The following is a 22,300-nucleotide window of genomic DNA, read 5'->3' as shown; positions in this document are numbered from 1 at the left end:
GGAGCGAAGCGGAGGAGCGGAGAATCGAGTGGGGTGGTTCATCGCAGCATCCCCCTCATGTCGCTGGTCGGCAGGGCCACCAGGCCCTCGGCCTCGAGCTCACGGATCTGGGCCTGGCGGTTGGCGCCGAGCGGCGTGTGCTGGACCTTGTCGTGGAGCTTGAGGATCGCGTCGATGAGCATCTCCGGGCGCGGCGGACAGCCGGGCAGGTACATGTCGACGGGGACGACGTGGTCGACGCCCTGGACGATCGCGTAGTTGTTGAACATGCCGCCACTGCTGGCGCACACGCCCATCGCGAGCACCCACTTGGGCTCGGCCATCTGGTCGTAGATCTGGCGCAGCACCGGCGCCATCTTCTGGCTGACCCGCCCGGCCACGATCATCAGGTCCGCCTGGCGGGGGCTCGCGCGGAAGACCTCCATGCCGAAGCGGGCGAGGTCGTACTTCGGGCCGCCGCTGGTCATCATCTCGATCGCGCAGCAAGCCAGCCCGAAGGTCGCCGGCCAGAAGCTGGCCTTGCGCATGTAGCCGGCCAGGCCCTCGACCGTGCTCAGCAGGACTCCGCTGGGGAGCTTCTCCTCGACACCCATGGTGGATCCCTCCGGTCAGTCCCAGTCCAGGCCGCCCCGACGCCACACATAGGCGTAGGCGACGAAGACGGTGGCGATGAACAGGACCATCTCGACCAGCCCGAACCAGGACATCGCGTCGAAACGCACGGCCCACGGGTAGAGGAAGATGATCTCGATGTCGAAGACGATGAAGAGCATCGCGGTGATGTAGTACTTCACCGGGAAGCGGCCCGTCAGCGCCTGGGGCGTCGGCTCGATGCCGCACTCGTAGGAGTCGTACTTCGCGCGGTTGTAGCGCCGCGGCCCGACCAGCGTGCTCATCGCGACCGACCCGACCGCGAACAACGCGGCCAGCGCGGCCAGCACCAGTACCGGCGTGTAGAGCTCCATGAGCCTCCCTCTCGTGATCTTGTGAACAGAATCACTAGTGGCGTGACACACATAGTGCCACTGCTCCCGGACCCCGGCACAGGGGGGTCGGAAAAGGGGCCCCGGTCCCGCTCGGGGACGCCGAAAAGCCCTCTGACCTGGGGATTTAACGAAGGAGAGGGTTGCGTAATTCGCGGCGCCGACCGGGCGCCGCAGCCCGATCAGGCGGTCGCGCGGTGCAGGGCGACGATGCCGCCCGACAGGTTGCGCCACTGCGGCCGGGTCCACCCGGCCTCGGCGATCAGGTCGGCCAGGCCGCGCTGGTCGGGCCAGGCGCGGATCGACTCGGCGAGGTACACGTAGGCGTCGGGCGCCGAGGAGACGGTGCGGGCGACGGCGGGCAGGGCCTTCATCAGGTACTCGATGTAGACCGTGCGCCACGGCTTCCACGTGGGATGGCTGAACTCGCACACGACCAGGCGGCCGCCGGGCTTGGTGACCCGGCGCATCTCGGCGAGGCCGGCGAGCGGGTCGACGATGTTGCGCAGCCCGAAGGAGATGGTGACCGCGTCGAAGGTGGCGTCGCGGAACGGGAGCCGCGTGCCGTCGCCGGCCGTGAACGGCAGGTGGGGCAGCTGCTTCTTGCCGACCTGGAGCATGCCGATCGAGAAGTCGCAGGGCACGACCTCGGCGCCGGCGTCGAGGAACGGCTGGCTGGAGGTGCCGGTGCCGGCGGCCAGGTCGAGCACCCGGTCGCCGTACGACGGGTCGACCGCGGCGAGCACGTCACGGCGCCAGCGGCGGTCCTGCCCGAACGACAAGATGTCGTTGGTCAGGTCGTAGCGCTTGGCGACCGTGTCGAACATCCGCCGGACGTCGGCCGGCTGCTTGTCGAGCGCTGCGCGGGCCACGTCGTTCAGCCCTTCTCGGTGAGCGCGAGCACCTTGTCGACGTACGACGCGACCTCGTCGGGCGTGAGGCCGTTCGTGTACAGGTCGTAGGTCAGGCCGTCGACCTCCTTGCGGCACTGGACGCGGTAGTCGGCCCCGATGGGCTTCTGGCCGGTGGGCGCGCCCGTCGTCTGGTCGATCGGGTCGTTCCAGGCGACCGCGCAGTGGCTGCCGTCGATGACCTCGAGCGTGTAGTGGGTCCCGGACTCGTCGACGACGAACGGACCGCTCGGGTTCACGAGGCCCGCGTCGCCGGGGATGATCGTGACCGCGATCTGGGCGGGCGCCGTCTGGGTCGCGCCCGAGGCGGCGGGGACGTCGATGTAGGCGCGGACGACGGCGTCGTCGTACTGGTCGGCGAGGATCTTGCGCGTCTCGTCCTCGGACTTCGCGGCCCGCTCGGTGAAGGTCTTGATCTGGGCCGCCTGCTCGGCCGAGGTGGCGCCCGCCTGCTCCGGCGTGATCGCCTGGAGCGCGACGAAGCGGTCGTCGAGCTGGGTCGGCAGCGAGGGCACCGACGCGTCGTCGACGAGCTTCGGGAGGCCGACGCCGAAGCCCACGGCTCCGGCGAGGAGGAGGACGCCGGTGGTGGCGCCCACGACGGTGGATCGAGCGATCGGCATCAGGCCATCATGCCGGGTCCACCTGAACGTCTGCTGACCACCCCTCCTCCCGAGATCGGGTCACAGGTCCGTCCCGTCGGCCAGCCGCGTGTACTCCTGCCCCGCCGCCCCGAGGAACCGCCCGAACTGGGCGTCGGCCACGCCGAGCCCTTCCGGCGAGAACACCCGGTCGTGGATCGCGACGTTGCGGGGCGCGCCGACCGCGCGGGCGAAGTCGACGCCCTCGGAGACCCGCATCCAGGGCGCGCACACGGGCGCCAGCAGTACGTCGACCGCGACCCCCGGCGGGGTCAGCGCGTCGCCCGGGTGGAACACCGTGGTCTCCCCGGCGGTCAGGAGATAGCCGCTGTTGTGGAAGCGCGGCAGCTCCGGGTGGATCACCGCGTGCAGCTCGCCGACCGCGCGGACCGCGACGCCGCCGATCGTCCAGGTCTCGTCGGGCGCGACCACGGTGACCCGCTCGAGCAGGTCGGGGGCGTGCTCGCGGATCTGCGCGGCGACGGCGTCGATCGTGAAGATCGGCGCGTCCGTGGCGCGCAGGTGGTCGGGCGCGTAGTGGTCGGGGTGCTCGTGGGTGATCAGCACCGCGTCGACGCCGTCGACCGCCTCACGCTGGCACCAGATGCCGGGGTCGAGGAGGAGCGCCGTGCCGGCGTGCTCGAGCCGGACGGCGGAGTGGGCGAACTTCGTCAGGCGCATGACGTCCACGGTAGTCCGGGCCGGGTGGCCGCGAGCTCAGCCCGTCTGGTGGTGCACGTAGCACCAGCGCCAGTCCTCGTCCGGCTCCACCGAGCGGATGACGGGGTGCTGGGTGGCGCGGAAGTGCGCGGTGGCGTGGCGGCTCGGCGAGGAGTCGCAGCACCCCACCTCGCCGCAGGAGAGGCACATCCGCAGCGCGACCCACCGAGTCCCCTCGGCGAGACACCCCGCGCAGGCCAGGACCTCGGGCGGGTCGAGGAGCGGGATGCCGGCGAGGTGCTCGCAGCCGTCGTTGCGCTGCATCCGGCTGGTGGTGCGCAGGTCCACGCGGGCCGCCTCGGCGGCGTCGAGCATCGACTCCTCGACGTCCAGCATCGCCAGCACCTCGCTGACGACCTCGGAGGGGACCGAGCCGGTGGACCGGATCTCGAGCACGCGGCGACGCTCGGCCTCGATCATCTCGCCACGCCAACGGGAGTAGAGGTCGCTCGGACTCTCCTCCCCCTCGGTGGTGCCGAGCCGCTCCCAGGCGGCGAAGTTGCGCTGCTCGATCCGCTGGATGATGAGGGCGCGGACCTGGTGCGGGTCGTCGCAGTCGGCCGCGAGCGCGTCGAGCCGGTGGATGCCCGCCTTCGCGGCCTGCTGGAGCAGCGTCGCGCGGGCGAGGGCGTCGTCGTGCGGGTCGGGCGAGGGGACCCGGAGCCTGCGGGCGACGAGCGGCAGGGTCAGGCCCTGCCCCAGCAGCGTCCCGGCCACGACGGTGAACGCCACGATCAGCAGCACCTCGCGGTGCGCGGTGTCCTCGGGGACGGTGAACGCGGCGGCCAGGGTGACCACGCCGCGCATGCCGGCCCAGCCGATGAGGAACGTGTAGCGCCACGACGCCGGTTCGCCGGTCACCGGATCCGGGCCGCGCCGCAGCAGCAGCGCCTGGCCGGCGAACACCCACACCATCCGCAGCACGACCACGGCCGCGAGGGCCGCGGCGCACGCGGCGGCGACGGTCCCGGCGCCGAACTCGCTCTCGCCGACCTCGCCGAGCAGCCAGTCGGCCTGGAGCCCGATGAGGAGGAAGACGGTGTTCTCGAGGACGTAGGCGATGGTGCGCCAGTTCATCCGCTCGGCGATCCGGGACTGAGCGGTCTGCAGCACCGGCGCGACGTGGCCGAGCGCGAGGCCCGCGACGACGACCGCGACCACCCCGGAGGCGTGGATCTCCTCCGCCACGATGTACGCCGCGAACGGGATCACCAACGAGATCGCGGTGTCCATCAGCGGATCGGTGATCTTCTTGCGGAGGAAGCCGACCACCACGAACGTCAACGCGCCGACGGCGACACCGCCGCCGGCGGCGACGACGAAGTCGCGGCCCACCTGCCACGCGGTGACCGTCGTACCGATCGCAGTGACGGCGGCCCGCAGCGCGACCAGGGCGCTCGCGTCGTTGAACAGCGACTCGCCCTCGAGGATCGTGACGATCCGGCGCGGAAGCCCGATCCGGCGGCCGATCGCGGTCGCGGCGACCGCGTCGGGAGGCGCGACCACCGCGCCGATCGCCAGCGCCAACGGCCACTCGACCTCGGGGAGGACGAGACGGACCACTGCGGCGACCCCGAACGTCGTGAACGCGACCAGGCCGACCGACAACAGCAGGATCGGGCGCCGGTTGGCGTTGAAGTCGACGAGCGAGGTGTTGACCGCGGCGGAGTAGAGCAGCGGGGGGAGCAGGCCGAGCAGCACGACCTCCGGCTCCAGCCGGAGCTCCGGGACCCCGGGCACGTACGACGCCGCCACGCCGACCACTACCAGGGTCAGCGGCGCCGGGACCTCGACGCGCTCGGAGATCGCGGTGACGGTGAGCACCGTCGCGGCGACGGCGACGAGCAGGAAGGCGATCTCCACGTGTCCGTCCTTGTCTGGGTGGCTGCCGCACGGCGTGCAACCCCCAACCTAGGGGGCCTCGCGCGCATTCCGCGCACCAGCAATCCCATGAATTCCACGATTGCCGGCTCGCCCGAGACGCCCCGCACCTACCATCCCGGGCATGCCCACGCTCAGAGCGAGGCCACGCTGGCTGGCCGTCGCGATCGCCGTCCTGCTCGCCGCCGGGGCACTCGTCTGGACGCTCCACCGCGGCGGCGACCCCGCCGCGGCGGACCGGCCGGCCCCGACATCGGCGTCCGGCACCTCACCGGGTGCCGCGAGCGAACCCGCTCCGGGCGCGGGGACAGACATCTCGTCGCCCGGGCCGACGTCCGGCGCTCCGGGCGAGGCCACCGAGGACGGCACCGGTGAGCCGGACGGGGGGCGAGACGCGGAGAGCCTTCGGGGCGACCGACGCCGCAACGGCCCGGAGGGTCCCGGCGGCCCCGACCGGTCGGGAGTCGGCGTGCCGTGCTGGGGCGGGACGGGGCGGGGGCCGGCATCGCCTGTCGCTGGCGACGCCACGACGACCGAGGTCCGCGACCAGGTCGCGGCCAACCTGCAGCTGCTCCGCGAGCTCTCACCGCCCCCTGCCGTCCAGCCGGCCGTGGAGGGCCTGCGGAGCTACTACCGCCGCGTCGGCGAGGTCGTGGCCAAGGAGACAGGCGACGGTCGTCTCCGTCCCGAGGACCGAAGCCGGATCGAGAAGCTGACCGAGGACGTGTACGCGGACTTCGCTCCACCCGTCGTGGCCTTCTTGAGCCATCGCTGCTGAGAGATCCGCCTGCACCGGAGGCGGCCGGCCGACCCGGCGCGCCCCGCCAGGTAAAGGTTTCCGGGACTTTCGTCCCGGGGCCCGGTGGCACCGCTACTTTCGGCCGCATGAGCATGGGGCAGCGCCAGGCGCGAGAGAAGTCCATCCAGCGCCGGGCGGCGCTGAAGGCCCAGCGCAAGCAGCGTCGTCGCCGGCTCCGGCAGGCCGGCGCCCGATCTGGCGCCGCGGTCGCCGTCACCGCCCTCGGCCTGTCCGGGCTCGGCATGGCCCCTGCACTCGCCGTCCCGACCGATCCGCACGCCGTCGCGGACATCCAGCCCGGTACCACCAGCAGCCGCCCCGGCGACAAGGCCGCGCTGGGCAACACGGTCTACTTCGCCGCGACCACCGATGCCGGCGGAGCTGAGCTGTGGAAGTCCGACGGGACCTCCGCCGGCACCCTCCTGGTCAAGGACATCTACCCGGGCACCTCCACCGACACCTACACCGACGACGAGGGCGTCGAGCACACCTACACCTACCCGAACAGCTCGGGGCCCACGGGTTTCGTGGCGCTCGGCGGCAGCGTCTACTTCTCGGCCTACGACCCGACCCACGGGCGCGAACTGTGGAGGACCGACGGCACCCCGAACGGCACCCAGCTGGTCAAGGACATCAACCCCGGCTCCTCCGGGTCGATGTACGGCTACGGCGGCTACGACTACGCCGGCAACAGCGGCGACCTGTTCGCGGTCGTCGGCAACACCCTCTACTTCGCCGCGCGCGACGAGGACCACGGCCAGGAGCTGTGGCAGTCCGACGGGACCGCCGCCGGCACCGTCCTGGTCCAGGACATCAGCCCCGGCTCCACCACCGAGACCTACACCGACGACCAGGGTGTCGAGCACACCTACACCTACCCGAACAGCTCGAGCCTGGGCGACATCTCCGCCGCCGGCACGACGCTCTTCTTCTCCAACTGGGACGAGACGAGGGGGCGGGAGCTGTGGAAGTCCGACGGCACCGCCAACGGCACCGCGTTCGTCAAGGACATCTACCCCGGGACCAGTACCTACACCTACACCGACGGCCAGGGGGTGGAGCACACCGAGACCTCGGTCAACGACTCCTCGCCGAGTCCCCTGGCGACCACGGCCTCCGGAACGTTCTACTTCTCCGCGACGGACGGGGACCACGGTCGTGAGCTGTGGAAGTCGAACGGCACGGCCGGCGGCACCCAGCTGGTCAAGGACGTCCACCCCGGCCCGGGCAGCGGCACGTCGACGTACGGCTACTCGGACGCAGGAGCAATGGTCGGGAGCACGCTCTACTTCAGCGGGTACGGCCCGGACCAGGGCGAGGAGCTGTGGTCCTCGGACGGCACCGCCGCCGGCACCGCGCTGGTGAACGACCTCTACACCGGCACGAGCAGCTACACCTACAACGGCCACACGGAGACCTACGCGAACTCGTCGGCCCCGGGCGGATTCGCCGCGGTCGGCACTGCACTGTTCTTCTCGGCCGCCGACGCTGCGCACGGCAGGGAGCTGTGGGTGCTCGGCGTCGGCGAGCCGGCGACGGGAGGCGCGGTCCCCGTCACCCCGACGGCGAATCCCGCCTGCGCTCCCGCGACGACCGCGTCTGCCGACGCGGCGGCCAAGGTGAGCCAGGCCAAGGCCAAGCTGAAGAAGGCCAAGAAGTCGCACAACCCGGCCAAGATCAAGAAGGCCAAGGCCAGACTGAAGAAGGCGAAGAAGGCCGCCGCGGCAGCAGCGGCCACCCAGGCTGTGTCCTGCTGAGGCGAGGGCGCAGGACGCCGCCATGACCACCAGGGTCGGCTCCGACGACACCGCCTCCGGCGTGAGGCCCGCGACGAGCGGCGCGGGTACGCCGGTGTCGTGGACGCACAGCGCCTCGCTGCCCGAGATCCTGACCAGAGCCGGGTGCTCGCTGCTGGTCTCCACCTACCAGGCCGGCCAGCTCGTCGCGATCGGCACCGACGCCGCTCGGATCAACCTGTCCTTCCGTCACTTCGACCGGGCGATGGGCGTCGCGGTGGACCCGGCCGACGGACCGAGCGCGTCCGGGCGCACCGGTCCCGGGCTGACCGTGGGCTCGAAGAACCAGGTCTGGTCGCTGCGGTCCTTCCCCGACATCGCCGGCCAGCTCCCCGGAGCCCGGTACGACGCCTGCTACCTGCCGCGAACCTCGATCTTCACCGGCCCGGTCCAGGGGCACGAGGTCGTCTGGGGACGCGACCCGAACGGCGTACCCGAGCTGTGGATGGTGAACACCGCGTTCTCCTGCCTGGTCGGCCTCGCGGCGCCGGATCGCGCCGAACACAACTTCGTCCCTCGCTGGCGACCGCCCTTCATCACCTCGATGGCCGCGGAGGACCGCTGCCACCTCAACGGCCTGGCGCTGCGCGACGAGCGCCCCGCGTTCGTCAGCCTGATGGCTGCGACCGACGAGCCGGCCGGGTGGCGCCGGTTGCCGAAGGCCAGCGGCATGGTGCTCGACGTAGCATCCGGCCAGCCGGTCACGACCGGAATCGTGATGCCGCACTCCCCACGCTGGCACGACGGGCAGCTGTATGTCCTCAACTCGGGAGTCGGCCACCTCCAGCGCGTCGACGTCGACTCCGGGCGCAGGGACGTGGTCGCCGCCCTGCCGGGCTACACGCGGGGTCTGGCGATCCACGACGGCCTCGCGTTCGTCGGGCTCTCCCGGATCCGGGAGACCGCCATCTTCGGCGATGTCCCCTTGGCCGAGTACCACGACCAGCTCAAGTGCGGTCTCGGTGTCATCGACCTCGCGAGCGGGGCCACGGTCGCGACGTTCGAGTTCACCGACGCCATCGAGGAGATCTTCGACGTCCAGGTCCTCCCCGACGTGCGATGCCCCGCGTTGAGCGGCCCGGACACCGGGGAGATCTGGATCGCCTAGCTAGCTTCCTGGCTGGAGCGCCCTGATCTGCAGGTCGAGCTCGCGCCGCCCCGACCGGGAGACAGCGGCCTCGACCACCTCGATGCCCCCGTTGGGACTGGCGAGTGCCTGCTCCAGCTCGGGCCGCGAGGTGACCCGCAGGTGCGGGATCCGGGCGGCCGCGCACAGGCTGGCCAGGTCGTGGCCGTGCGGTGTGCCGAAGAGCCGCTCGAAGGACGCGGCGTGGGCCGGCGCGCCCTGCTCGAGCATCGAGAAGATGGCGCCACCGTCGTCGTTGGGTACGACGATCGTCAGGTCCGGGCGCGGCTCGTCGGGACCGAGGACGAGGGCGGTCTGGTCGTGCAGGAAGGTCAGGTCGCCCATGAGGGCGAGGTTGCGGGTGCCGTCGGGACGTCCCAGCGCGGCGCCGATCGCGGTGCTGACGGTGCCGTCGATGCCGGCGAGCCCACGGTTCGCGATCACCTTGCGATGGGTGCCCACCGCGGGCGGGCGGATCATGATGTCGAGGTCGCGGATCGGGCTCGAGGCACCCACGACGAGCAGCCCCCCGGCCGGCAGGGCGGCATGGGTCGCCGCTGCGACGTCGTAGGGCGTCAGGGCGGGCTGGTCCGCGAGCAGCCGGTCGATGCGCCGCCCGAGCGCACGGTCGGCGCTGCGCCAGGCGTCGAGCCAGGCGGGGTCGTCGGGCTCGGCAGCGGCCCAGGTCGGGCCCTCGATCGTGCGGGACCCGTCGGGGCGCACCGGCCACACGCCGGGGCCGGGCACCACGAGGACCTCGACGTCGTCGCGCTCGAGGAGTCGGGTCACCGGCCGGGACAGGGTCGGCCGGCCGAACACGACGACCCGCTCGACCCGCTCCCCCAGCTCGGTCCCCAGAAGCAGGCGGTAGGTGCGCAGGGCGTTCTCTCCGGTGCGCGCCCCGCTGGACGGCTCGGCGAGCAGCGGCCAGCCGGCCGCCTCGGCCAGCTGGCGGGCCGGTGGGCCGGCGTCGTCACCGGCCACGACGACGGTCCGCGGGCCCCGCTGCATCTGGCTGCCGCGCCCCATGCGTTCTGGTCGGGCTTCCGGCTCGATCGCGACCATTTCGAATGGGGCTCGCGGCACATCCGGCACGAGCGGGGTGTCGAGCTGCAGGTTGAGGTGGACGACCGAGTCCCACGGGGTCGGGACGGCTTCCAGACCCGCGACCGTGGTGACGTCGTGGGAGGTGACCAGCTCGCCGAAGATGCCCACCTGGTCGGTGGTCTGGTTGGCGCCGGTGCCGCGCAGCCGGGCGGGGCGGTCGGCGGAGACGACGACCAGGCCCACCCCGGCGTGCACCGCCTCGAGGACGGCGGGGTGCAGGTTGGCGACGGCGGTGCCGGAGGTGGTGAGGACCGCGGCCCGGGCGCCCGACTTCGTCAGGCCGAGAGCGAGGAAGCCGGCGGTGCGCTCGTCGATCCGGGTGTGCAGCCGGAAGGCGCCGGCCTGCGCGGCGGCCCAGAGCGCCATCGCCAGCGGAGCGTTGCGCGAGCCGGGCGCGATCACGACCTCGGTCACGCCGGCTCGCCGCAGCCGGGCGACGAGGGCGTCCGCGAGGGCGAACGAGCTGTCCGTCATGGACGTTGATCCTTCCGCACCGCCCGCGTGGCGGCGAGCCGGGCTTCCCAGTGCGCGATCCGCTCAGGGTCGGCGGCCAGGGCATCGAGCCGCGCCTCCTCGACCACCGGTCGTACGACGGGCAGCGCGCCGTCGACCGGCAGCAGCGGCTCACTCACGACGTCGTCGGTGAGCATCTGCACCGTGGCCAGGCCGCACGCGTACGGCAGCTCGGGCAGGGCGGCCGCCAGGGCGACCCCGGCCGCGATCCCGACCGAGGTCTCCAGCGCGCTCGACACCACCACGGGCAGGCCGATCCGTTCGGCGATCTCCAGGCACGCCCGGACCCCACCCAGCGGCTGCACCTTGAGCACCGCGATGTCGGCGGCCTCGAGCTCACGCACGCGGTAGGGGTCTTCGGCGCGTCGGATCGACTCGTCGGCCGCGATCGGTACGCCGACCCGGCGCCGCACCCGAGCGAGCTCCTCGACGGTCGCGACCGGCTGCTCGGCGTACTCCAGACCACCGGCGGCACGGTCCAGCCTCCCGATCGCGGCGACCGCGTCGTCGACGGACCAGCCGCCGTTGGCGTCCACCCGGATCCGGCCGCCGGGGCCGAGCGAGTCCAGCGCGTCGCGGACCGCCTCCAGCCGCGCCTCGTCGTCGGCGGTCGTCTGGCCGGGCTCGGCGACCTTGACCTTGGCGGTGCGACAACCCCCGGCGAGCACGATCGCGCGGGCGCGCTCGGGCCCGACCGCGGGCACGGTGACGTTGACGGGCACCCGGTCGCGCACCGGCGCGGGCCACAGCCCTGCGGCCGCCTCCTCCGCGCACCGCAGCCACGGCTCGGCGACCTGCGGCGAGTACTCCAGGAACGGGCTCCACTCCCCCCATGCCGCCTCGCCGCGCAGCAGCACGGCCTCCCGCACCGTGATGCCGCGGAAGCGGGTCCGCATCGGGATGGACACGACCCTCATCGCGCCTCCTGCGCCAACGCCAGCAGCGCCTGCCGGTCGGGCTTCCCGTTGGCCAGCAGCGGGATCGCGTCCAGCCGGACCAGCTGCCGCGGCGCCCAGGCCCGCGGGTGCGCCGCGCTCACCCAGTCCCGCAGGGCGCCCAACCTCAACTCGCTGGTTGAGGTGCGAGCGTCAGCGTGGCTCGTCCTGAGGTGGGAGCTTGCGAGCCTCGAAGGGCTCGAAACCACGACGAAGGCCACCACCCGGTTCCCCCACTCCGGATCCGGTACGCCGAGCACCTCGGCCGCCTCGACGTCCGGGTGCTGCCGCAGCCGCTCGGCCACCGCCGGGCCCGGCACGTTGAGCCCACCGGTGACGATCACGTCGTCGACCCGCCCGATCACGACCAGCCGCCCGTCCTCGTCGAACCGGCCGGCGTCGGAGGTGCGGAACCAGCCGTCGACGAACACCTCCGCGGTCAGGTCGGGCTGGTCGTCGTACCCGCGGAACAGGGTGGGTCCGGCGATCCGGATCCGGCCGCCCTCCCCCAGCGCGACGGCGACGCCGTCGAGCGGCATCCCGTCGTACACACAGCCGCCGGCGGTCTCCGCCGACCCGTACGTCGCCACCACGTGCACGCCCGCCTCGGCCGCCCGCGCGCGCAGGGACGCACCGATCGGGCCGCCCCCGAGCAGCACGGTGTGCGCCCGCCGCAACGCCTCGACGTCGGCCGGCGACGCCAGCATCCGGGTCAGCTGGGTCGGCACCAGCGAGACGAACCACCGCTCCCCGGAGGGCCAGCCGTCACGCTCCAGCAGCGTCGGGACGGAACCGGCGACCAACGAGCGCAGCACGACCTGCACCCCGGCGACGTACGACGGCGGCAGGGCCAGCACCCACGGCCCGCTCGCGCCGAGCCGGTTCGCCGAGGCCCGGACCGAGGCGAGCACCGCGGCCCGCGCGAGCCGCACCCGCTTGGGCTGCCCGGTCGACCCGGAGGTGGCGACGACCAGGTCGACGTCGTCCGGCCCGTCGAGCCAGGCACGGGCCTGCGCCGCAACGATGTCGGCCGAACCACCGGGGGACCAGAAATCCACGCGACAGAACCTAGTCCCTGGCGAGACGATGTCCTGCGATGAGCACCTCTGTCTCGGAAGACACCCGCGGTTTCTTCGCCCGTCTCGTGCCTCCCGCGGGACTGCCGCGACGGCTCGCCACCCAGGGCATGGTCTTCGCGCTCGGCGAGAGCGCCTTCATGACGGGCAGCGCCGTCTTCCTGACCAAGGTGGTCGGGATGTCCGCGGGTCGCGCCGGCCTGGCGCTGACGATCATGGGCGTCGCCCAGTTCGTCTTCTCCTACCCGGCGGGCCGGATCATCGACCGGGTGGGCCCCAAGCGCATCTGGGCGGCCCAGGCGGTGGCGCGGGCCCTGGTGTTCCTCGCGCTCCCGTTCGTCGAGGGCTTCGGCCAGTACGTCGTCGCCGCCGCCCTGATGGGCGCGTTCACGGCCTTCGGCCGGTCCAGCCACCAGGCCTACGTCTACGACGTGCTGCCGCCCGAGACCCGGGTCCGGACGCAGTCCTACATGTACTCCTGGCTCAACATCGGCCACACCCTCGGCGCCCTGGTCGGTGGCCTGGCGCTCGCGACCGGCAGCCTCGAGGTGATCCGCTGGACGCCGGTGGTCACCGCCGTGCTGATGGTGCTCAACGCCGTCGGGATCACCCGGCTGCCGGCCGCCCCGCACGACCTGCGCGCCTCCAGCGGCGCCGCCCGCACCGCGCCCACCGGCCCCGGCCCGCTGCGCAACGTCGGCTGGATCCTCACGACCTTCTTCCTCGGCGTGATGTGGACCAACCAGATCCTGCTCAACGTGGTGATCCCGCTGTGGCTGGTCGAGGCCACCGACGCACCCGAGGTGCTGCTGGCATGGCTGTTCGGCACCAACACGGTGCTGTGCATCTTCTTGCCGGCGTACACCTCGAAGGGCGTGCGGACCATCCACGACGCCCTGCGCTACGTCTGGATCTCGTCGGCCTTCTTCGTGACCTCGTGCGTCATCACGATGATCACCCACTCGACGGTCGGCCTGATCACGGTGCTGCTCGTCTGGCTGGGGCACGTGACCGTCACCGGCGCCGAGCTCGCCATCTCCGCGGCCAGCTGGTCGTTCGAGGCCGAGCTGTCCGACCCGGCGCGGCGCGGCGAGTACCAGGGCGTCCAGGAGGTCGCCGGCGCCCTGGGCTTCCAGTGGTCCCCGGCCCTCTACACCTTCCTGGCCCTGACCTGGGGCGCCGAGGGCTGGTTGGTGATCGCCGCGATCATCCTCGGCGCGACGATCGGCCTCGGACCGTCCGTCCGCGCGGCACAGCGGTTCGCCGAGCGGAACTTCCGGTCCGCCGCGACCGAGGGGAAGGCAGCCGCGGCGACCTGACCCGCCTGGCGGCCCGGTTCGCCCGGCCTGCTTGAATCGGCCGCTATGGCTACTGCAGCGCACTGGATCGCCGGCGCCCGCGTGCGCACCCTCCCCGCGGCCGTCGCCCCGGTCGTCATCGGCACCGCCGTCGCCGTGTACGACGACCGCGGGGTCTGGTGGAGGGCGCTGCTCGCCGCCGTGGTCAGCCTGGCACTCCAGGTGGGCGTCAACTACGCCAACGACTACTCCGACGGCATCCGCGGGACCGACGACGAGCGGGTCGGCCCGCTGCGCCTGGTCGGCTCCGGCCTGGCCACCCCGGCCGCGGTGAAGCGCGCCGCCCTTCTGTCCTTCGGCGTCGCGGCCGTGGCCGGCCTGGCGCTGGCCGCCGCCACCTCGTGGTGGCTGGTGCTCGTGGGCGCGGTCAGCGTCCTCGCCGCGTGGTACTACACGGGTGGCTCGAAGCCCTACGGCTACCTCGGCCTGGGCGAGGTCATGGTCTTCGTCTTCTTCGGCCTGGTCGCGGTCGTCGGCACCACCTGGGTGCAGACCGAGCGCTGGGGCACCGCGGGCTGGGCCTCGGTCGCCGCCGGCGCCGGAGTCGGCGCCCTGGCCTGCGCGATCCTGGTGGCCAACAACCTGCGCGACATCCCCACCGACGAGGTCGCGGGCAAGATGACTCTCGCCGTCCGTCTCGGCGAGGCCCGCACGCGCGGCTTCTACGCCGTCCTGGTCGGGCTCTCCGTCGCCGCGCTCGTGGTCCTCGCGGCCCTCACCTCGTGGTGGGCGCTGCTCGGCCTGGGCTTCCTGCTCCCCGCCCTCGCAGCCACGCGCATCGTCCTCGGCGGCGCCCAGGGCCCGGCACTCATCCCGGTGCTGCAGAAGACCGGCGTGGCCGAGCTCGCCTGGGCCGTGCTGGCCGGCGTCGGCCTGGTCGTGGGCTGAGGCTGCGCCTCAGTCCTCGTCCTCCTTGGACCGCATCTCCTCGTACTTCTCGCTGATCCGGCCCGCCCGCCTCTCGACCTTCACCGCGAACGCGGCCCGCTGCCGCTCGAGCAGGACGTAGGACGCGACGCCGCTGATCAGGAAGGCGATCACGATGACCCACAGCACGTTGACGGTATCGGCGGCGACCAGCCAGATGCCGCCCACGACGCAGAACGCACCGACGAACAGGCCGGCCCGCAGGGCCGTGTAGATCCAGAACTCCTTCACCCCACCAGCCTAGGCGGCGAGGTGCGGGAGAAGCCCACCGGGAGTCGGCACGATCTCACCGCCCAGGTCCTACTCTGGAGACGTGAAGCTGTTGCTCGTCGTCCTCGTCTTCGCGGCCGTGACCTATCTCGCGATCCGCTGGCTGCAGGACCACGGGAACGGCGACCAGCCCGCCCCTCGTCGTACGCCGAAGCCGCACCCGCCGACCCGTCCGGTCGCCCCGGACGACGACGAGGGCTTCCTGCGCGACCTCGAGTGGCGGCGCCGCCAGCAAGAACGCCACCGCGACCGGCCCCAGCCGCCGGACTCGCCGGACGCCTGATCCCCCGAATCGTTCGATCGAACGGTTCGGGGGACCTGTGCAGCCCCAATCCCCTCAGATCGGTCGATCGAACGATCTGAGGGACCTGACGCAGACCAGCGCCCAGGTCAGGGCACGATGCGCTCGGCCGCGTAGGCGTGCTGGCTGGTGGTCGAGAAGTAGTTGATCCCGATGAAGTTGAACCACAGCGTGGCGACGCCCACCAGTGCGAGCAGGGCGGCCTTGCGGCCCTTCCAGCCGGCGGTGGCGCGGGCGTGGAGGTAGCCGGCGTAGACGACCCAGGTGATGAACGCCCACACCTCCTTGGGGTCCCAGTTCCAGTAGCGCGACCAGGCCTCGTGCGCCCAGATCGGGCCGGTGATGAGGACGGCGAAGGTCCACACCGGGAACGCGAAGGCGTGCACCCGGTAGGCGAGGCGGTCGAGGGCGTCGAGCTGCGGGACCCGGTCCAGCCAACGGCTCAGCGGGCGCTCGGCCGCGGCGGCACGGCGCTCGGCGCGCATCCGGACGAGGTACATGACCGACGCGATGCCGCCGAGGGTGAAGGCACCGGTCGCGATCACGGCCGAGATGACGTGGATGACCAGCCACGGCGAGTTGAGGGCCTCGGTGAGTGGCGCGACGGCGTCGTAGAGCCAGATCACGGCGACCATCAGCGTGGCGACGACGAAGCCGACGACCAGCGGGCCCATCCAGCCGAGGGCGAACTTCTTGTAGAGCACGACGTAGAGCAGGGCCACGACGAAGGTGCCGGAGAGCGTGAACTCGTACATGTTGCCCCACGGCACCCGGTTCGGGTCGGCGGCCATGCCGCGCCCGACGAGCGCCACGAAGTGGGCGGCGCAGGCGAGCGCGGTGAGCAGGATGCCGAGCCGGCCGAGGAACGCCGTACGCGCGGCCGGCGCCCCGGCGGCCGGGGCGGCCGCCGACGCGGCGGGCTCCGCGCCGCCCCCGACGCCGACCAGCTCACGGTCGGCCGCCGGCTGCCGCAGCGACGCCCATTCGGCCAGGTAGACCACCAGGGCCAGGAAGTAGACGATGCCGGCCGTCGCGACGGCCTGGTTGCTCAGCGTCTCCCACGCGGTGTTGCTCACTGTGACTCCTTCTTGAGCTGGGGCAGCAGGCGGGCCAGGACCTCGTCGGTCTCGCCGTTGCCGGAACGGTCGAGGACGGCGACCTCGACCCTGGTACCGGTCCCGTCCTCGGCCGGGACCGCCCGCACCCACACCCGGCGGGGCCGGATGAAGAGCGAGCCGCACAGACCGATCAGGGCCAGGATCACGCCGAGCAACGCGATCCCCTTGCCGGGTGTCTGGCTGATCTGCACCCGGATCCACGGGTCGACCCGGTCGAAGGTGACCGTCCCGAGCCCGTCGGGCAGCTCGACGGTGTCGCCGGGCTGCAGGTCGACGCGCATCGGCTTGCCGTCGGCCTTCTTGAGCGGCGTGGCCTTCGCCTTGTCGAGGACGTAGACCGACTGCGAGCGTCCGTCGTCGAGCCCGAGGTCGCCGGTGTAGGACAGCATCGACAGGGTCGGGTTGAGGTCGTCGCCGAAGACGGTGACCGGGTTGCCGTTCTGCATCTCGAAGCTCGGGTAGAACATGCCTTCGAGCCCGATCTGGCCCGGCTTCGCGGTCGGGCACTTCACGACGCCGTACGACAAGAAGCTGGCGTCGCGCGGCAGGAACGGGGTCGGTCCGGTGCACACGACCTGGCCGGACCCGTCACGGATGGTGATGACCGGGGCGTAGCCGTGCCCGATCAGGAAGACGTCGGTGCCGTCGATCTCGAGCGGGTGGTTGACCCGCAGGTTGTACTTCCGTGGCTCCGCGTCCCCCGTCCGGTAGCTCAGCGCGGCCTCGAACTTCCGGGCCTGGCCGAAGCGCGGGCCGCTCTTGAGCCAGTCGACGGAGAAGTCGTCGACGCTGAAGCGGAAGTTCTTCATCTGGTCCTGGCGGAACAGGCCGCCGGGCTTGAAGTCGTCGTACTGCGTGAGGTTGTTGCTGAAGGTCGTGCCCTGCACGAGGATGACGCCGCCCTGGTAGCCCCACAGGCTGCCCATCGCGACGCCGGCGAGGACGACCAGCAGGGACAGGTGGAAGACCAGGTTGCCGGCCTCGCGGAGGTAGCCGCGCTCGGCCGCGACGTAGTCGTCCCCGTCACCGGTGGCCCGCAGCCGGTGGCGACGCCCGAGCACGCCCCGGGCCTGCTCGAGGACGTCGGCGGGCGCCTGCTCGGTCGTGTACGACGCCTGCACCGGCATCCGGGTCAGGTGGCGCGGTGCCGCGGGCGGCTGGGCGCGCAGCGCGCGGTAGTAGACGAGCAGGCGCGGGATGATGCAGCCGACCAGGGACAGCACGAGCAGCAGGTAGACCGCCGAGAACCACGGCGAGCTGTAGACCGAGAACAGGTCGAGCTTCTGGTAGATCGGCGTGAGCTTGGGGTGCTGGTCCTTCCAGCGGGTGACGGCGAGCGAGTCGACGTCGGCCTGCGGGATCACCGAGCCGGGGATGGCGGCGAGGGCGAGCAGCAGGAGCAGCAGCAGCGCGGTGCGCATCGAGGTGATCTGCCGCCAGGTCCAGCGGCCGAGCTCGCGCGCGGTCAGCTCGCCGGGGCGGCGCTCGGAGTCCCGCTTCGCAGCCGAGTCGCCCGAAGGACCGGGCTCCCCGCGGCGTCGTTCGGGGGAACGCAGCGGAGGAGAAGGACGTCGTGGGGTGGTCATAGCGCGGTCTCGCCGAACTCGACGGTGCGCAGCTGGGCCCACTGCACCATGTGGTCCCACCAGCCGGTGACCATCAGCACGCCGATCGCGACCAGGAACAGCCCGCCGATCCGCATCACGGTCGCCTGGTGGCGGCGCACCCACTTCAGCGCGCCCACGGTGCGGTTGTAGGCGAGCGCCACGATGACGAACGGGATGCCGAGGCCGAGGGCGTAGCACAGCGCGAGGAGCGCGCCGCGGGCCGCCGTACCGCCGTCGGCGTAGGTGAGGTTGAGGATGACGCCGAAGGTCGGTCCCACGCAGGGGGTCCAGCCGATCGCGAACAGCGCACCGATCAGCGGGGCGACGCCGAGCCCGACGCCGGGCAGCTTGTGGATCCGGAAGTCGCGTTGCAGCCACGGGACCAGGCCCGCGAAGACGAGGCCGAGCACGATCAGCACACCGCCGAGGACCAGCGTGATCGTGTCCTGCCACCGCTGCAGGTGCACGGCGAGGCCCCCGAACGCCGTGCCCGCGAAGACGAAGACGACCGCGAAGCCGAGCACGAAGAGCACCGAGCCGAGCAGCATCCGGCCGCGGCGCCTGCTCGCCTCGCCGGCGGCGAGGTCGGCGCCGGACAGGCCGGTCGCGTAGGACAGGTAGCCCGGCAGCAACGGCAGCACGCACGGGGAGAAGAAGGACACCAGCCCGGCGACCATCGCGACCGGGATGGCGATGCCGAGCCCGCCGGCGAGCGCCTGCTCGCGGAACCACTCACCCATCGGACTCCGCCAGGGTGTCCTCGACGACGCTGGTCAGCGTGGTCTTCGACGGGATCGGCCCGTTGACCAGCGCGGCGACCCGGCCCTCGCGGTCGAGGACCAGCGTCGCCGGGGGCGCGTACGGCGCGTACTTGCCCATGTCGAGCAGGGTCTCGCTGCCGGGGTCGTAGAGCGAGGGGTAGTCGACGCCGCGGTCGCGCTCGAACGCGGCGGCCGTCTCCGGCGCGAGGTCGCGGATGTTGATGCCGACGAAGGCGACCTGGTCGGGCTGGTCCTTGGCCAGCTCGTCCTCGGCCTCGACCAGCATCGGCATCTCGCTGCGACACGGCCCGCACCCGGACCACCACACGTTGAGCACGACGACCTTGCCGCGCAGGTCCGCGACGTCGAGCGGGTCGCCCTGGATCGTGGTGCCGCTGATCTCGAGCGGCTCCTGCCGGTCGGCGGGCCCGACCAGGACGAGCTGCTGGTCGCCGTTGATGTAGTTCAGGTCGCCGGTGCCGCCGATCTTCGAGCACGCCGTGGCCGTGAGGACCACGCCGGCGAGGGCGGTTGCGGCGAGCAGGCGTCTCATGCCGAAGGCGTCCCCTCGGGCCTGTTCTCCTCGGGCGCGTCCCCTGCCGAGAACGGCGCCGCGATGTCGCCGGTCGGGATCAGGTCGATCGCCGGCTCGGCGTACGAGATCTCGACCAGCTCCTCGCCGGCGAACCCGAAGGACGTCACCGAGCACAACGTGCACTGGCGCTTGCGCGGGTCGTGGAGGAAGGAGCGCTTCTCCGCGGCGAGGCGGGTGGTCCAGATCGGCAGCTGGTGGGAGACCAGGACCGCCTCGTGACCGGCCGCGTCGCGGCGCGCGTCGTGGACGGCGGCCATCATCCGTTCGACGATCGCCCGGTAGGGCTCGCCCCACGACGGCTTGAACGGGTTGTAGAGGTGGCGCCACAGCAGCGGGTTGCGCAGCGCGTTGTTGCCCTTGCCGAAGGTCAGGCCCTCGAACCGGTTGGTCGACTCGATCACCCGCGGCTCGAGGCCGATGGCGAGGCCGAGCGCGGACGCGAGCGGTGCGGCGGTCTCCTGCGCCCGCTCGAGCGGGGAGGACCGGATCAGGGTGATGTCGTTGCCCTGGAGGGCCTCGGCGACCCGGTCGGCCATCGCCCGGCCGCGGGCGGAGAGGTGGAAGCCGTCGCGGCGGCCGTAGAGCACGCCCCCGGGGTTGTGGACCTCGCCGTGGCGGACCAGGTGGACGACGGTGTCGGGCATGCTCGCCGGGGTGCTCACCTCAGACCTCCTCGGTGGTTGAGGTGCGAGGCGCCCCGCGCCGAGCCTCGAAACCCGCTGCCGCGGCGGCACGGGCCGCCGCCGGGAGGGCGTCGAGGACCTGCTGGACGGCCCGGTCGTCGTGGGAGGAGGAGACGAACCACGCCTCGAAGGCCGACGGCGGCAGGTGCACGCCCTGGTCGAGCATCGAGTGGAACAGGGCGGCGTACGCCGGCACGCTGGTGGCCTGCGCCTGCGCGAAGTTGGTCACCGGGGCCTCGGTGAGGAACACCGAGAACATCGAGCCGGTCGACTGGATGACGTGGGGCAGCCCGGCGGCGGTGAACGTCTCGGCGACCCCGGCCCGCAGCGCGTCGGCGACGACGTCGAGACGGGCGTAGACCTCGTCGGTCGCGGCGCTGAGCGTGGCGAGGCCGGCGGCGGTCGCGACGGGGTTACCGGCGAGGGTGCCCGCCTGGTAGACCGGGCCCTCGGGCGCGAGGTGGGACATCACGTCGGCGCGGCCGCCGAACGCCGCGGCCGGGAAGCCGCCGCCCATCACCTTGCCGAAGGTCATCAGGTCGGGAACCCAGCCCTCGACGGCACCGTCGGTGCCCCACTGGCCGGCCTTCGAGACCCGGAAGCCGGTCATCACCTCGTCGCTGATGAACAGCGCGCCGTGGGCCCGGCAGGTCTCGGCGAGGAACTGGTTGAACCCCGGCGCGGGCGGGACGACGCCCATGTTGCCCGGGGCGGCCTCGGTGATCAGGCAGGCGATCCGGTCGCCGTGCTCGGCGAAGGCCGCGGCGACCGCTTCGCGGTCGTTGTAGGGCAGCACCAGGGTCAGCTCGGTGGAGCTGGCCGGCACGCCGGGAGTCCCGGGGATCGAGAAGGTGGTCAGGCCCGAGCCGGCTGCGGCGAGCAGCGAGTCGACGTGACCGTGGTAGCAGCCGGCGAACTTGACGACGACGTCGCGGCCGGTGAACCCGCGGGCGAGCCGGATCGCCGACATGGTCGCCTCGGTACCGGAGGTGACCAGGCGCAGGCGCTCGACCGGGGTGCGCGCGACGATCGCCTCGACGAGCGCGACCTCCCCCTCCGTCGGCGTGCCGTACGACGTCCCGCGGCTCACGGCCGCCTGGACGGCCTCGAGCACGGCGGGGTGCCCGTGGCCCAGGAGCATCGGCCCCCAGGAGCAGATCAGGTCGACGTACTCGTTGCCGTCGACGTCGGTGAGCCGGGGCCCGGAGGCCGAGCGGATGAAGCGCGGCGTGCCGCCGACGGCGTTGAACGCACGGACCGGAGAGTTGACTCCGCCGGGGGTCACCTCACGGGCCCGGGCGAAGAGCGCCTCCGAGGTCGAGGTCAGGGGTACAGCCACCGCGCCATTGTCGCCGATAGGTCCCAATCACCCTCATCCAGGCCACCTGTTTCGTGTGCCACGTCCGTAGCACGCCGCGGGACTTGTGAGTTGGATCATGTGACACCCGTAACGCCGGTGTGTCACGATTCGTTGACTCGGTGCACAGGTGGGCACTGAGGGAGAGCCCGCGCAATGGGGCCACTCGTGGCCAGGGGAGAGAGTTACACATGTCGAGGAAGCGTCTGGGGCGGCTGCAGCGCGTCGCCACCATCATTCCGCTCGCCTTGCTGTCTGCCGCGTGGACCGCGTCGGTCGCCGGCATCGGCGGCATCGGCTCGCCCGTGCAGGCCGCTGAGACGCCCGGTCAGGTGACCGACGGCACCAGCGTTCCCGAGGAGTCCATCGAGGACCCGGCGAGCTTCTCCGACCCGGCTGCGGTCGAGGGCCTCGAGGACGGCAACGAGGCCGGCATCGTCTCCGCCGCCTCCACCAACGCCATCCCGGCCGCGGCGCTGGCCGCCTACCAGCGTGCCGAGACCGTCATCAACTCCGCCGACGAGTCCTGCAACATCACCTGGGAGCTCATCGCCGCGATCGGCCGCGTGGAGTCCAACCACGGTCGCTTCGGCGGCAACGTCCTCGACAACGACGGCGTGGCCACCCCCGGCATCTACGGTCCGGCGCTCGACGGCCAGAACAACACCAAGGCCATCTCCGACAGCGACGCGGGCGTCTACGACAACGACACCCAGTGGGACCGCGCGGTCGGCCCGATGCAGTTCATCCCGTCGACCTGGCAGGTCGTGGGGGGGGGCGCCGCCCGCCCCGCCGCCCCCCCCCCCCCCCCCCGCCACGACCCGGCCCGCCCCCC

23 protein-coding genes are annotated in these 22,300 nt (G+C 72.3%); 7 read left to right on the top strand and 16 right to left on the bottom strand.

What is annotated here, in order from left to right; all coding sequences use genetic code 11:
* Positions 1 to 38: 38 nt before the first annotated feature.
* The 6 genes from KU893_RS07840 to KU893_RS07815 all read right to left on the bottom strand — a co-directional run bounded on the left by KU893_RS07840 (position 39) and on the right by KU893_RS07815 (position 5,118).
* Entirely contained in the window at positions 39 to 593 is a 555-nt protein-coding gene (locus KU893_RS07840) for a NuoB/complex I 20 kDa subunit family protein (protein ID WP_141800511.1), read from the bottom strand.
* A 15-nt stretch (positions 594 to 608) separates the two neighbouring features.
* Entirely contained in the window at positions 609 to 965 is a 357-nt protein-coding gene (locus tag KU893_RS07835) for an NADH-quinone oxidoreductase subunit A (protein ID WP_218233800.1), read from the bottom strand.
* 200 nt (positions 966 to 1,165) lie between these two features.
* Positions 1,166 to 1,855 carry a demethylmenaquinone methyltransferase gene (locus KU893_RS07830; protein ID WP_218233799.1) on the bottom strand — a complete coding sequence of 230 codons (690 nt, stop codon included), beginning with the start codon at positions 1,853 to 1,855 and terminating at the stop codon, positions 1,166 to 1,168.
* A 5-nt stretch (positions 1,856 to 1,860) separates the two neighbouring features.
* Positions 1,861 to 2,517 carry a hypothetical protein gene (locus KU893_RS07825; protein ID WP_218233798.1) on the bottom strand — a complete coding sequence of 219 codons (657 nt, stop codon included), beginning with the start codon at positions 2,515 to 2,517 and terminating at the stop codon, positions 1,861 to 1,863.
* A gap of 60 nt (positions 2,518 to 2,577) precedes the next feature.
* Complete coding sequence (locus KU893_RS07820) at positions 2,578 to 3,216, bottom strand: MBL fold metallo-hydrolase (RefSeq protein ID WP_218233797.1); 639 nt, start codon at positions 3,214 to 3,216, stop codon at positions 2,578 to 2,580.
* Between the two features lie 36 nt (positions 3,217 to 3,252).
* On the bottom strand, positions 3,253 to 5,118 hold the full coding sequence (locus tag KU893_RS07815; RefSeq protein ID WP_218233796.1) for a cation:proton antiporter domain-containing protein: 1,866 nt from the start codon (positions 5,116 to 5,118) through the stop codon (positions 3,253 to 3,255).
* 142 nt (positions 5,119 to 5,260) lie between these two features.
* On the opposite strand from KU893_RS07815, the gene KU893_RS07810 reads away from it, so the two are divergent.
* From KU893_RS07810 to KU893_RS07800, 3 genes are all read left to right on the top strand, one after another.
* Positions 5,261 to 5,914: a hypothetical protein gene (locus tag KU893_RS07810; protein WP_218233795.1), complete on the top strand. Its 654-nt coding sequence runs from the start codon at positions 5,261 to 5,263 to the stop codon at positions 5,912 to 5,914.
* 107 nt (positions 5,915 to 6,021) lie between these two features.
* The gene (locus tag KU893_RS07805) at positions 6,022 to 7,692 is read left to right on the top strand and encodes an ELWxxDGT repeat protein (protein WP_218233794.1); all 1,671 of its coding nucleotides are present in this window, start codon (positions 6,022 to 6,024) and stop codon (positions 7,690 to 7,692) included.
* Between the two features lie 22 nt (positions 7,693 to 7,714).
* Positions 7,715 to 8,839: a TIGR03032 family protein gene (locus KU893_RS07800; RefSeq protein ID WP_218233793.1), complete on the top strand. Its 1,125-nt coding sequence runs from the start codon at positions 7,715 to 7,717 to the stop codon at positions 8,837 to 8,839.
* Here the strand turns inward: KU893_RS07800 and menD are convergent, their stop codons facing one another.
* From menD to KU893_RS23525, 3 genes are read right to left on the bottom strand one after another with little or no spacing between them, the layout of a single operon-like run.
* Positions 8,840 to 10,438, bottom strand: a complete 1,599-nt coding sequence (gene menD / locus KU893_RS07795) for a 2-succinyl-5-enolpyruvyl-6-hydroxy-3-cyclohexene-1-carboxylic-acid synthase (protein WP_218233792.1) — start codon at positions 10,436 to 10,438, stop codon at positions 8,840 to 8,842. It abuts the gene before it with no gap.
* Positions 10,435 to 11,394, bottom strand: a complete 960-nt coding sequence (locus tag KU893_RS07790) for an o-succinylbenzoate synthase (protein ID WP_218233791.1) — start codon at positions 11,392 to 11,394, stop codon at positions 10,435 to 10,437. Before KU893_RS07790 ends, menD begins: the two co-directional genes overlap by 4 nt.
* Positions 11,391 to 12,470, bottom strand: coding sequence for an AMP-binding protein (locus tag KU893_RS23525; protein WP_257440785.1), 1,080 nt, complete (start codon positions 12,468 to 12,470; stop codon positions 11,391 to 11,393). Before KU893_RS23525 ends, KU893_RS07790 begins: the two co-directional genes overlap by 4 nt.
* Before the next feature lie 38 nt (positions 12,471 to 12,508).
* Between KU893_RS23525 and KU893_RS07780 the strand changes: the two genes are divergently transcribed.
* Positions 12,509 to 13,807: an MFS transporter gene (locus tag KU893_RS07780; protein WP_218233790.1), complete on the top strand. Its 1,299-nt coding sequence runs from the start codon at positions 12,509 to 12,511 to the stop codon at positions 13,805 to 13,807.
* 45 nt (positions 13,808 to 13,852) lie between these two features.
* The gene (locus KU893_RS07775) at positions 13,853 to 14,734 is read left to right on the top strand and encodes a 1,4-dihydroxy-2-naphthoate polyprenyltransferase (protein ID WP_218233789.1); all 882 of its coding nucleotides are present in this window, start codon (positions 13,853 to 13,855) and stop codon (positions 14,732 to 14,734) included.
* 9 nt (positions 14,735 to 14,743) lie between these two features.
* On the opposite strand, the gene KU893_RS07770 is transcribed toward KU893_RS07775, so the two are convergent.
* Positions 14,744 to 15,004, bottom strand: coding sequence for a DUF4229 domain-containing protein (locus tag KU893_RS07770; protein ID WP_218233788.1), 261 nt, complete (start codon positions 15,002 to 15,004; stop codon positions 14,744 to 14,746).
* Positions 15,005 to 15,086: 82 nt separating this feature from the next.
* Here KU893_RS07770 and KU893_RS07765 point away from each other — a divergent pair, with 82 nt between their 5' ends.
* Positions 15,087 to 15,326, top strand: a complete 240-nt coding sequence (locus KU893_RS07765) for a hypothetical protein (RefSeq protein WP_218233787.1) — start codon at positions 15,087 to 15,089, stop codon at positions 15,324 to 15,326.
* A 107-nt stretch (positions 15,327 to 15,433) separates the two neighbouring features.
* Here KU893_RS07765 and ccsB read toward each other — a convergent pair whose 3' ends face one another.
* Genes ccsB through hemL form a run of 6 tightly spaced genes read right to left on the bottom strand, consistent with a single transcriptional unit; the run spans position 15,434 to position 21,447 of the window.
* On the bottom strand, positions 15,434 to 16,420 hold the full coding sequence (gene ccsB / locus KU893_RS07760; RefSeq protein WP_218233786.1) for a c-type cytochrome biogenesis protein CcsB: 987 nt from the start codon (positions 16,418 to 16,420) through the stop codon (positions 15,434 to 15,436).
* Positions 16,417 to 18,048 carry a cytochrome c biogenesis protein ResB gene (resB, locus tag KU893_RS07755; protein ID WP_218233785.1) on the bottom strand — a complete coding sequence of 544 codons (1,632 nt, stop codon included), beginning with the start codon at positions 18,046 to 18,048 and terminating at the stop codon, positions 16,417 to 16,419. Before resB ends, ccsB begins: the two co-directional genes overlap by 4 nt.
* The gene (locus KU893_RS07750; protein WP_218233784.1) at positions 18,045 to 18,809 is read right to left on the bottom strand and encodes a cytochrome c biogenesis CcdA family protein; all 765 of its coding nucleotides are present in this window, start codon (positions 18,807 to 18,809) and stop codon (positions 18,045 to 18,047) included. Before KU893_RS07750 ends, resB begins: the two co-directional genes overlap by 4 nt.
* Positions 18,802 to 19,383: a TlpA disulfide reductase family protein gene (locus tag KU893_RS07745; RefSeq protein ID WP_218233783.1), complete on the bottom strand. Its 582-nt coding sequence runs from the start codon at positions 19,381 to 19,383 to the stop codon at positions 18,802 to 18,804. The genes KU893_RS07750 and KU893_RS07745 overlap by 8 nt, the downstream gene beginning before the upstream one ends.
* A complete protein-coding gene (locus KU893_RS07740; RefSeq protein ID WP_218234070.1) occupies positions 19,380 to 20,069 on the bottom strand; it encodes a histidine phosphatase family protein in 690 nt (229 codons plus the stop codon). Before KU893_RS07740 ends, KU893_RS07745 begins: the two co-directional genes overlap by 4 nt.
* A gap of 19 nt (positions 20,070 to 20,088) precedes the next feature.
* Positions 20,089 to 21,447 (bottom strand): glutamate-1-semialdehyde 2,1-aminomutase, encoded by a 1,359-nt coding sequence (gene hemL, locus KU893_RS07735; RefSeq protein ID WP_257440786.1) that lies wholly within the window; start codon positions 21,445 to 21,447, stop codon positions 20,089 to 20,091.
* 209 nt (positions 21,448 to 21,656) lie between these two features.
* On the opposite strand from hemL, the gene KU893_RS07730 reads away from it, so the two are divergent.
* Positions 21,657 to 22,300, top strand: a 644-nt coding sequence (locus tag KU893_RS07730; RefSeq protein WP_504739204.1) for a lysozyme family protein, incomplete at its 3' end; no start/stop codon positions are given.

It is taken from the genome of Nocardioides daeguensis, assembly GCF_019192965.1.
GTDB classification, from domain to species: Bacteria; Actinomycetota; Actinomycetes; order Propionibacteriales; family Nocardioidaceae; genus Nocardioides; species Nocardioides daeguensis.
The sequence above is the reverse complement of the archived record's forward strand: the minus strand, read 5'-3'. Positions and strand labels throughout refer to the sequence as shown.

Coding starts and splice junctions, on each gene's coding strand:
- KU893_RS07840 (WP_141800511.1), bottom strand. CDS start 593: ATGGGTGTCGAGGAGAAGCTCCCCAGCGGAGTCCTGCTGAGCACGGTC.
- KU893_RS07835 (WP_218233800.1), bottom strand. CDS start 965: ATGGAGCTCTACACGCCGGTACTGGTGCTGGCCGCGCTGGCCGCGTTG.
- KU893_RS07825 (WP_218233798.1), bottom strand. CDS start 2,517: ATGCCGATCGCTCGATCCACCGTCGTGGGCGCCACCACCGGCGTCCTC.
- KU893_RS07820 (WP_218233797.1), bottom strand. CDS start 3,216: ATGCGCCTGACGAAGTTCGCCCACTCCGCCGTCCGGCTCGAGCACGCC.
- KU893_RS07810 (WP_218233795.1), top strand. CDS start 5,261: ATGCCCACGCTCAGAGCGAGGCCACGCTGGCTGGCCGTCGCGATCGCC.
- KU893_RS07805 (WP_218233794.1), top strand. CDS start 6,022: ATGAGCATGGGGCAGCGCCAGGCGCGAGAGAAGTCCATCCAGCGCCGG.
- KU893_RS07800 (WP_218233793.1), top strand. CDS start 7,715: ATGACCACCAGGGTCGGCTCCGACGACACCGCCTCCGGCGTGAGGCCC.
- menD (WP_218233792.1), bottom strand. CDS start 10,438: ATGACGGACAGCTCGTTCGCCCTCGCGGACGCCCTCGTCGCCCGGCTG.
- KU893_RS07790 (WP_218233791.1), bottom strand. CDS start 11,394: ATGAGGGTCGTGTCCATCCCGATGCGGACCCGCTTCCGCGGCATCACG.
- KU893_RS07780 (WP_218233790.1), top strand. CDS start 12,509: ATGAGCACCTCTGTCTCGGAAGACACCCGCGGTTTCTTCGCCCGTCTC.
- KU893_RS07775 (WP_218233789.1), top strand. CDS start 13,853: ATGGCTACTGCAGCGCACTGGATCGCCGGCGCCCGCGTGCGCACCCTC.
- resB (WP_218233785.1), bottom strand. CDS start 18,048: ATGACCACCCCACGACGTCCTTCTCCTCCGCTGCGTTCCCCCGAACGA.
- KU893_RS07750 (WP_218233784.1), bottom strand. CDS start 18,809: ATGGGTGAGTGGTTCCGCGAGCAGGCGCTCGCCGGCGGGCTCGGCATC.
- KU893_RS07745 (WP_218233783.1), bottom strand. CDS start 19,383: ATGAGACGCCTGCTCGCCGCAACCGCCCTCGCCGGCGTGGTCCTCACG.
- KU893_RS07740 (WP_218234070.1), bottom strand. CDS start 20,069: ATGCCCGACACCGTCGTCCACCTGGTCCGCCACGGCGAGGTCCACAAC.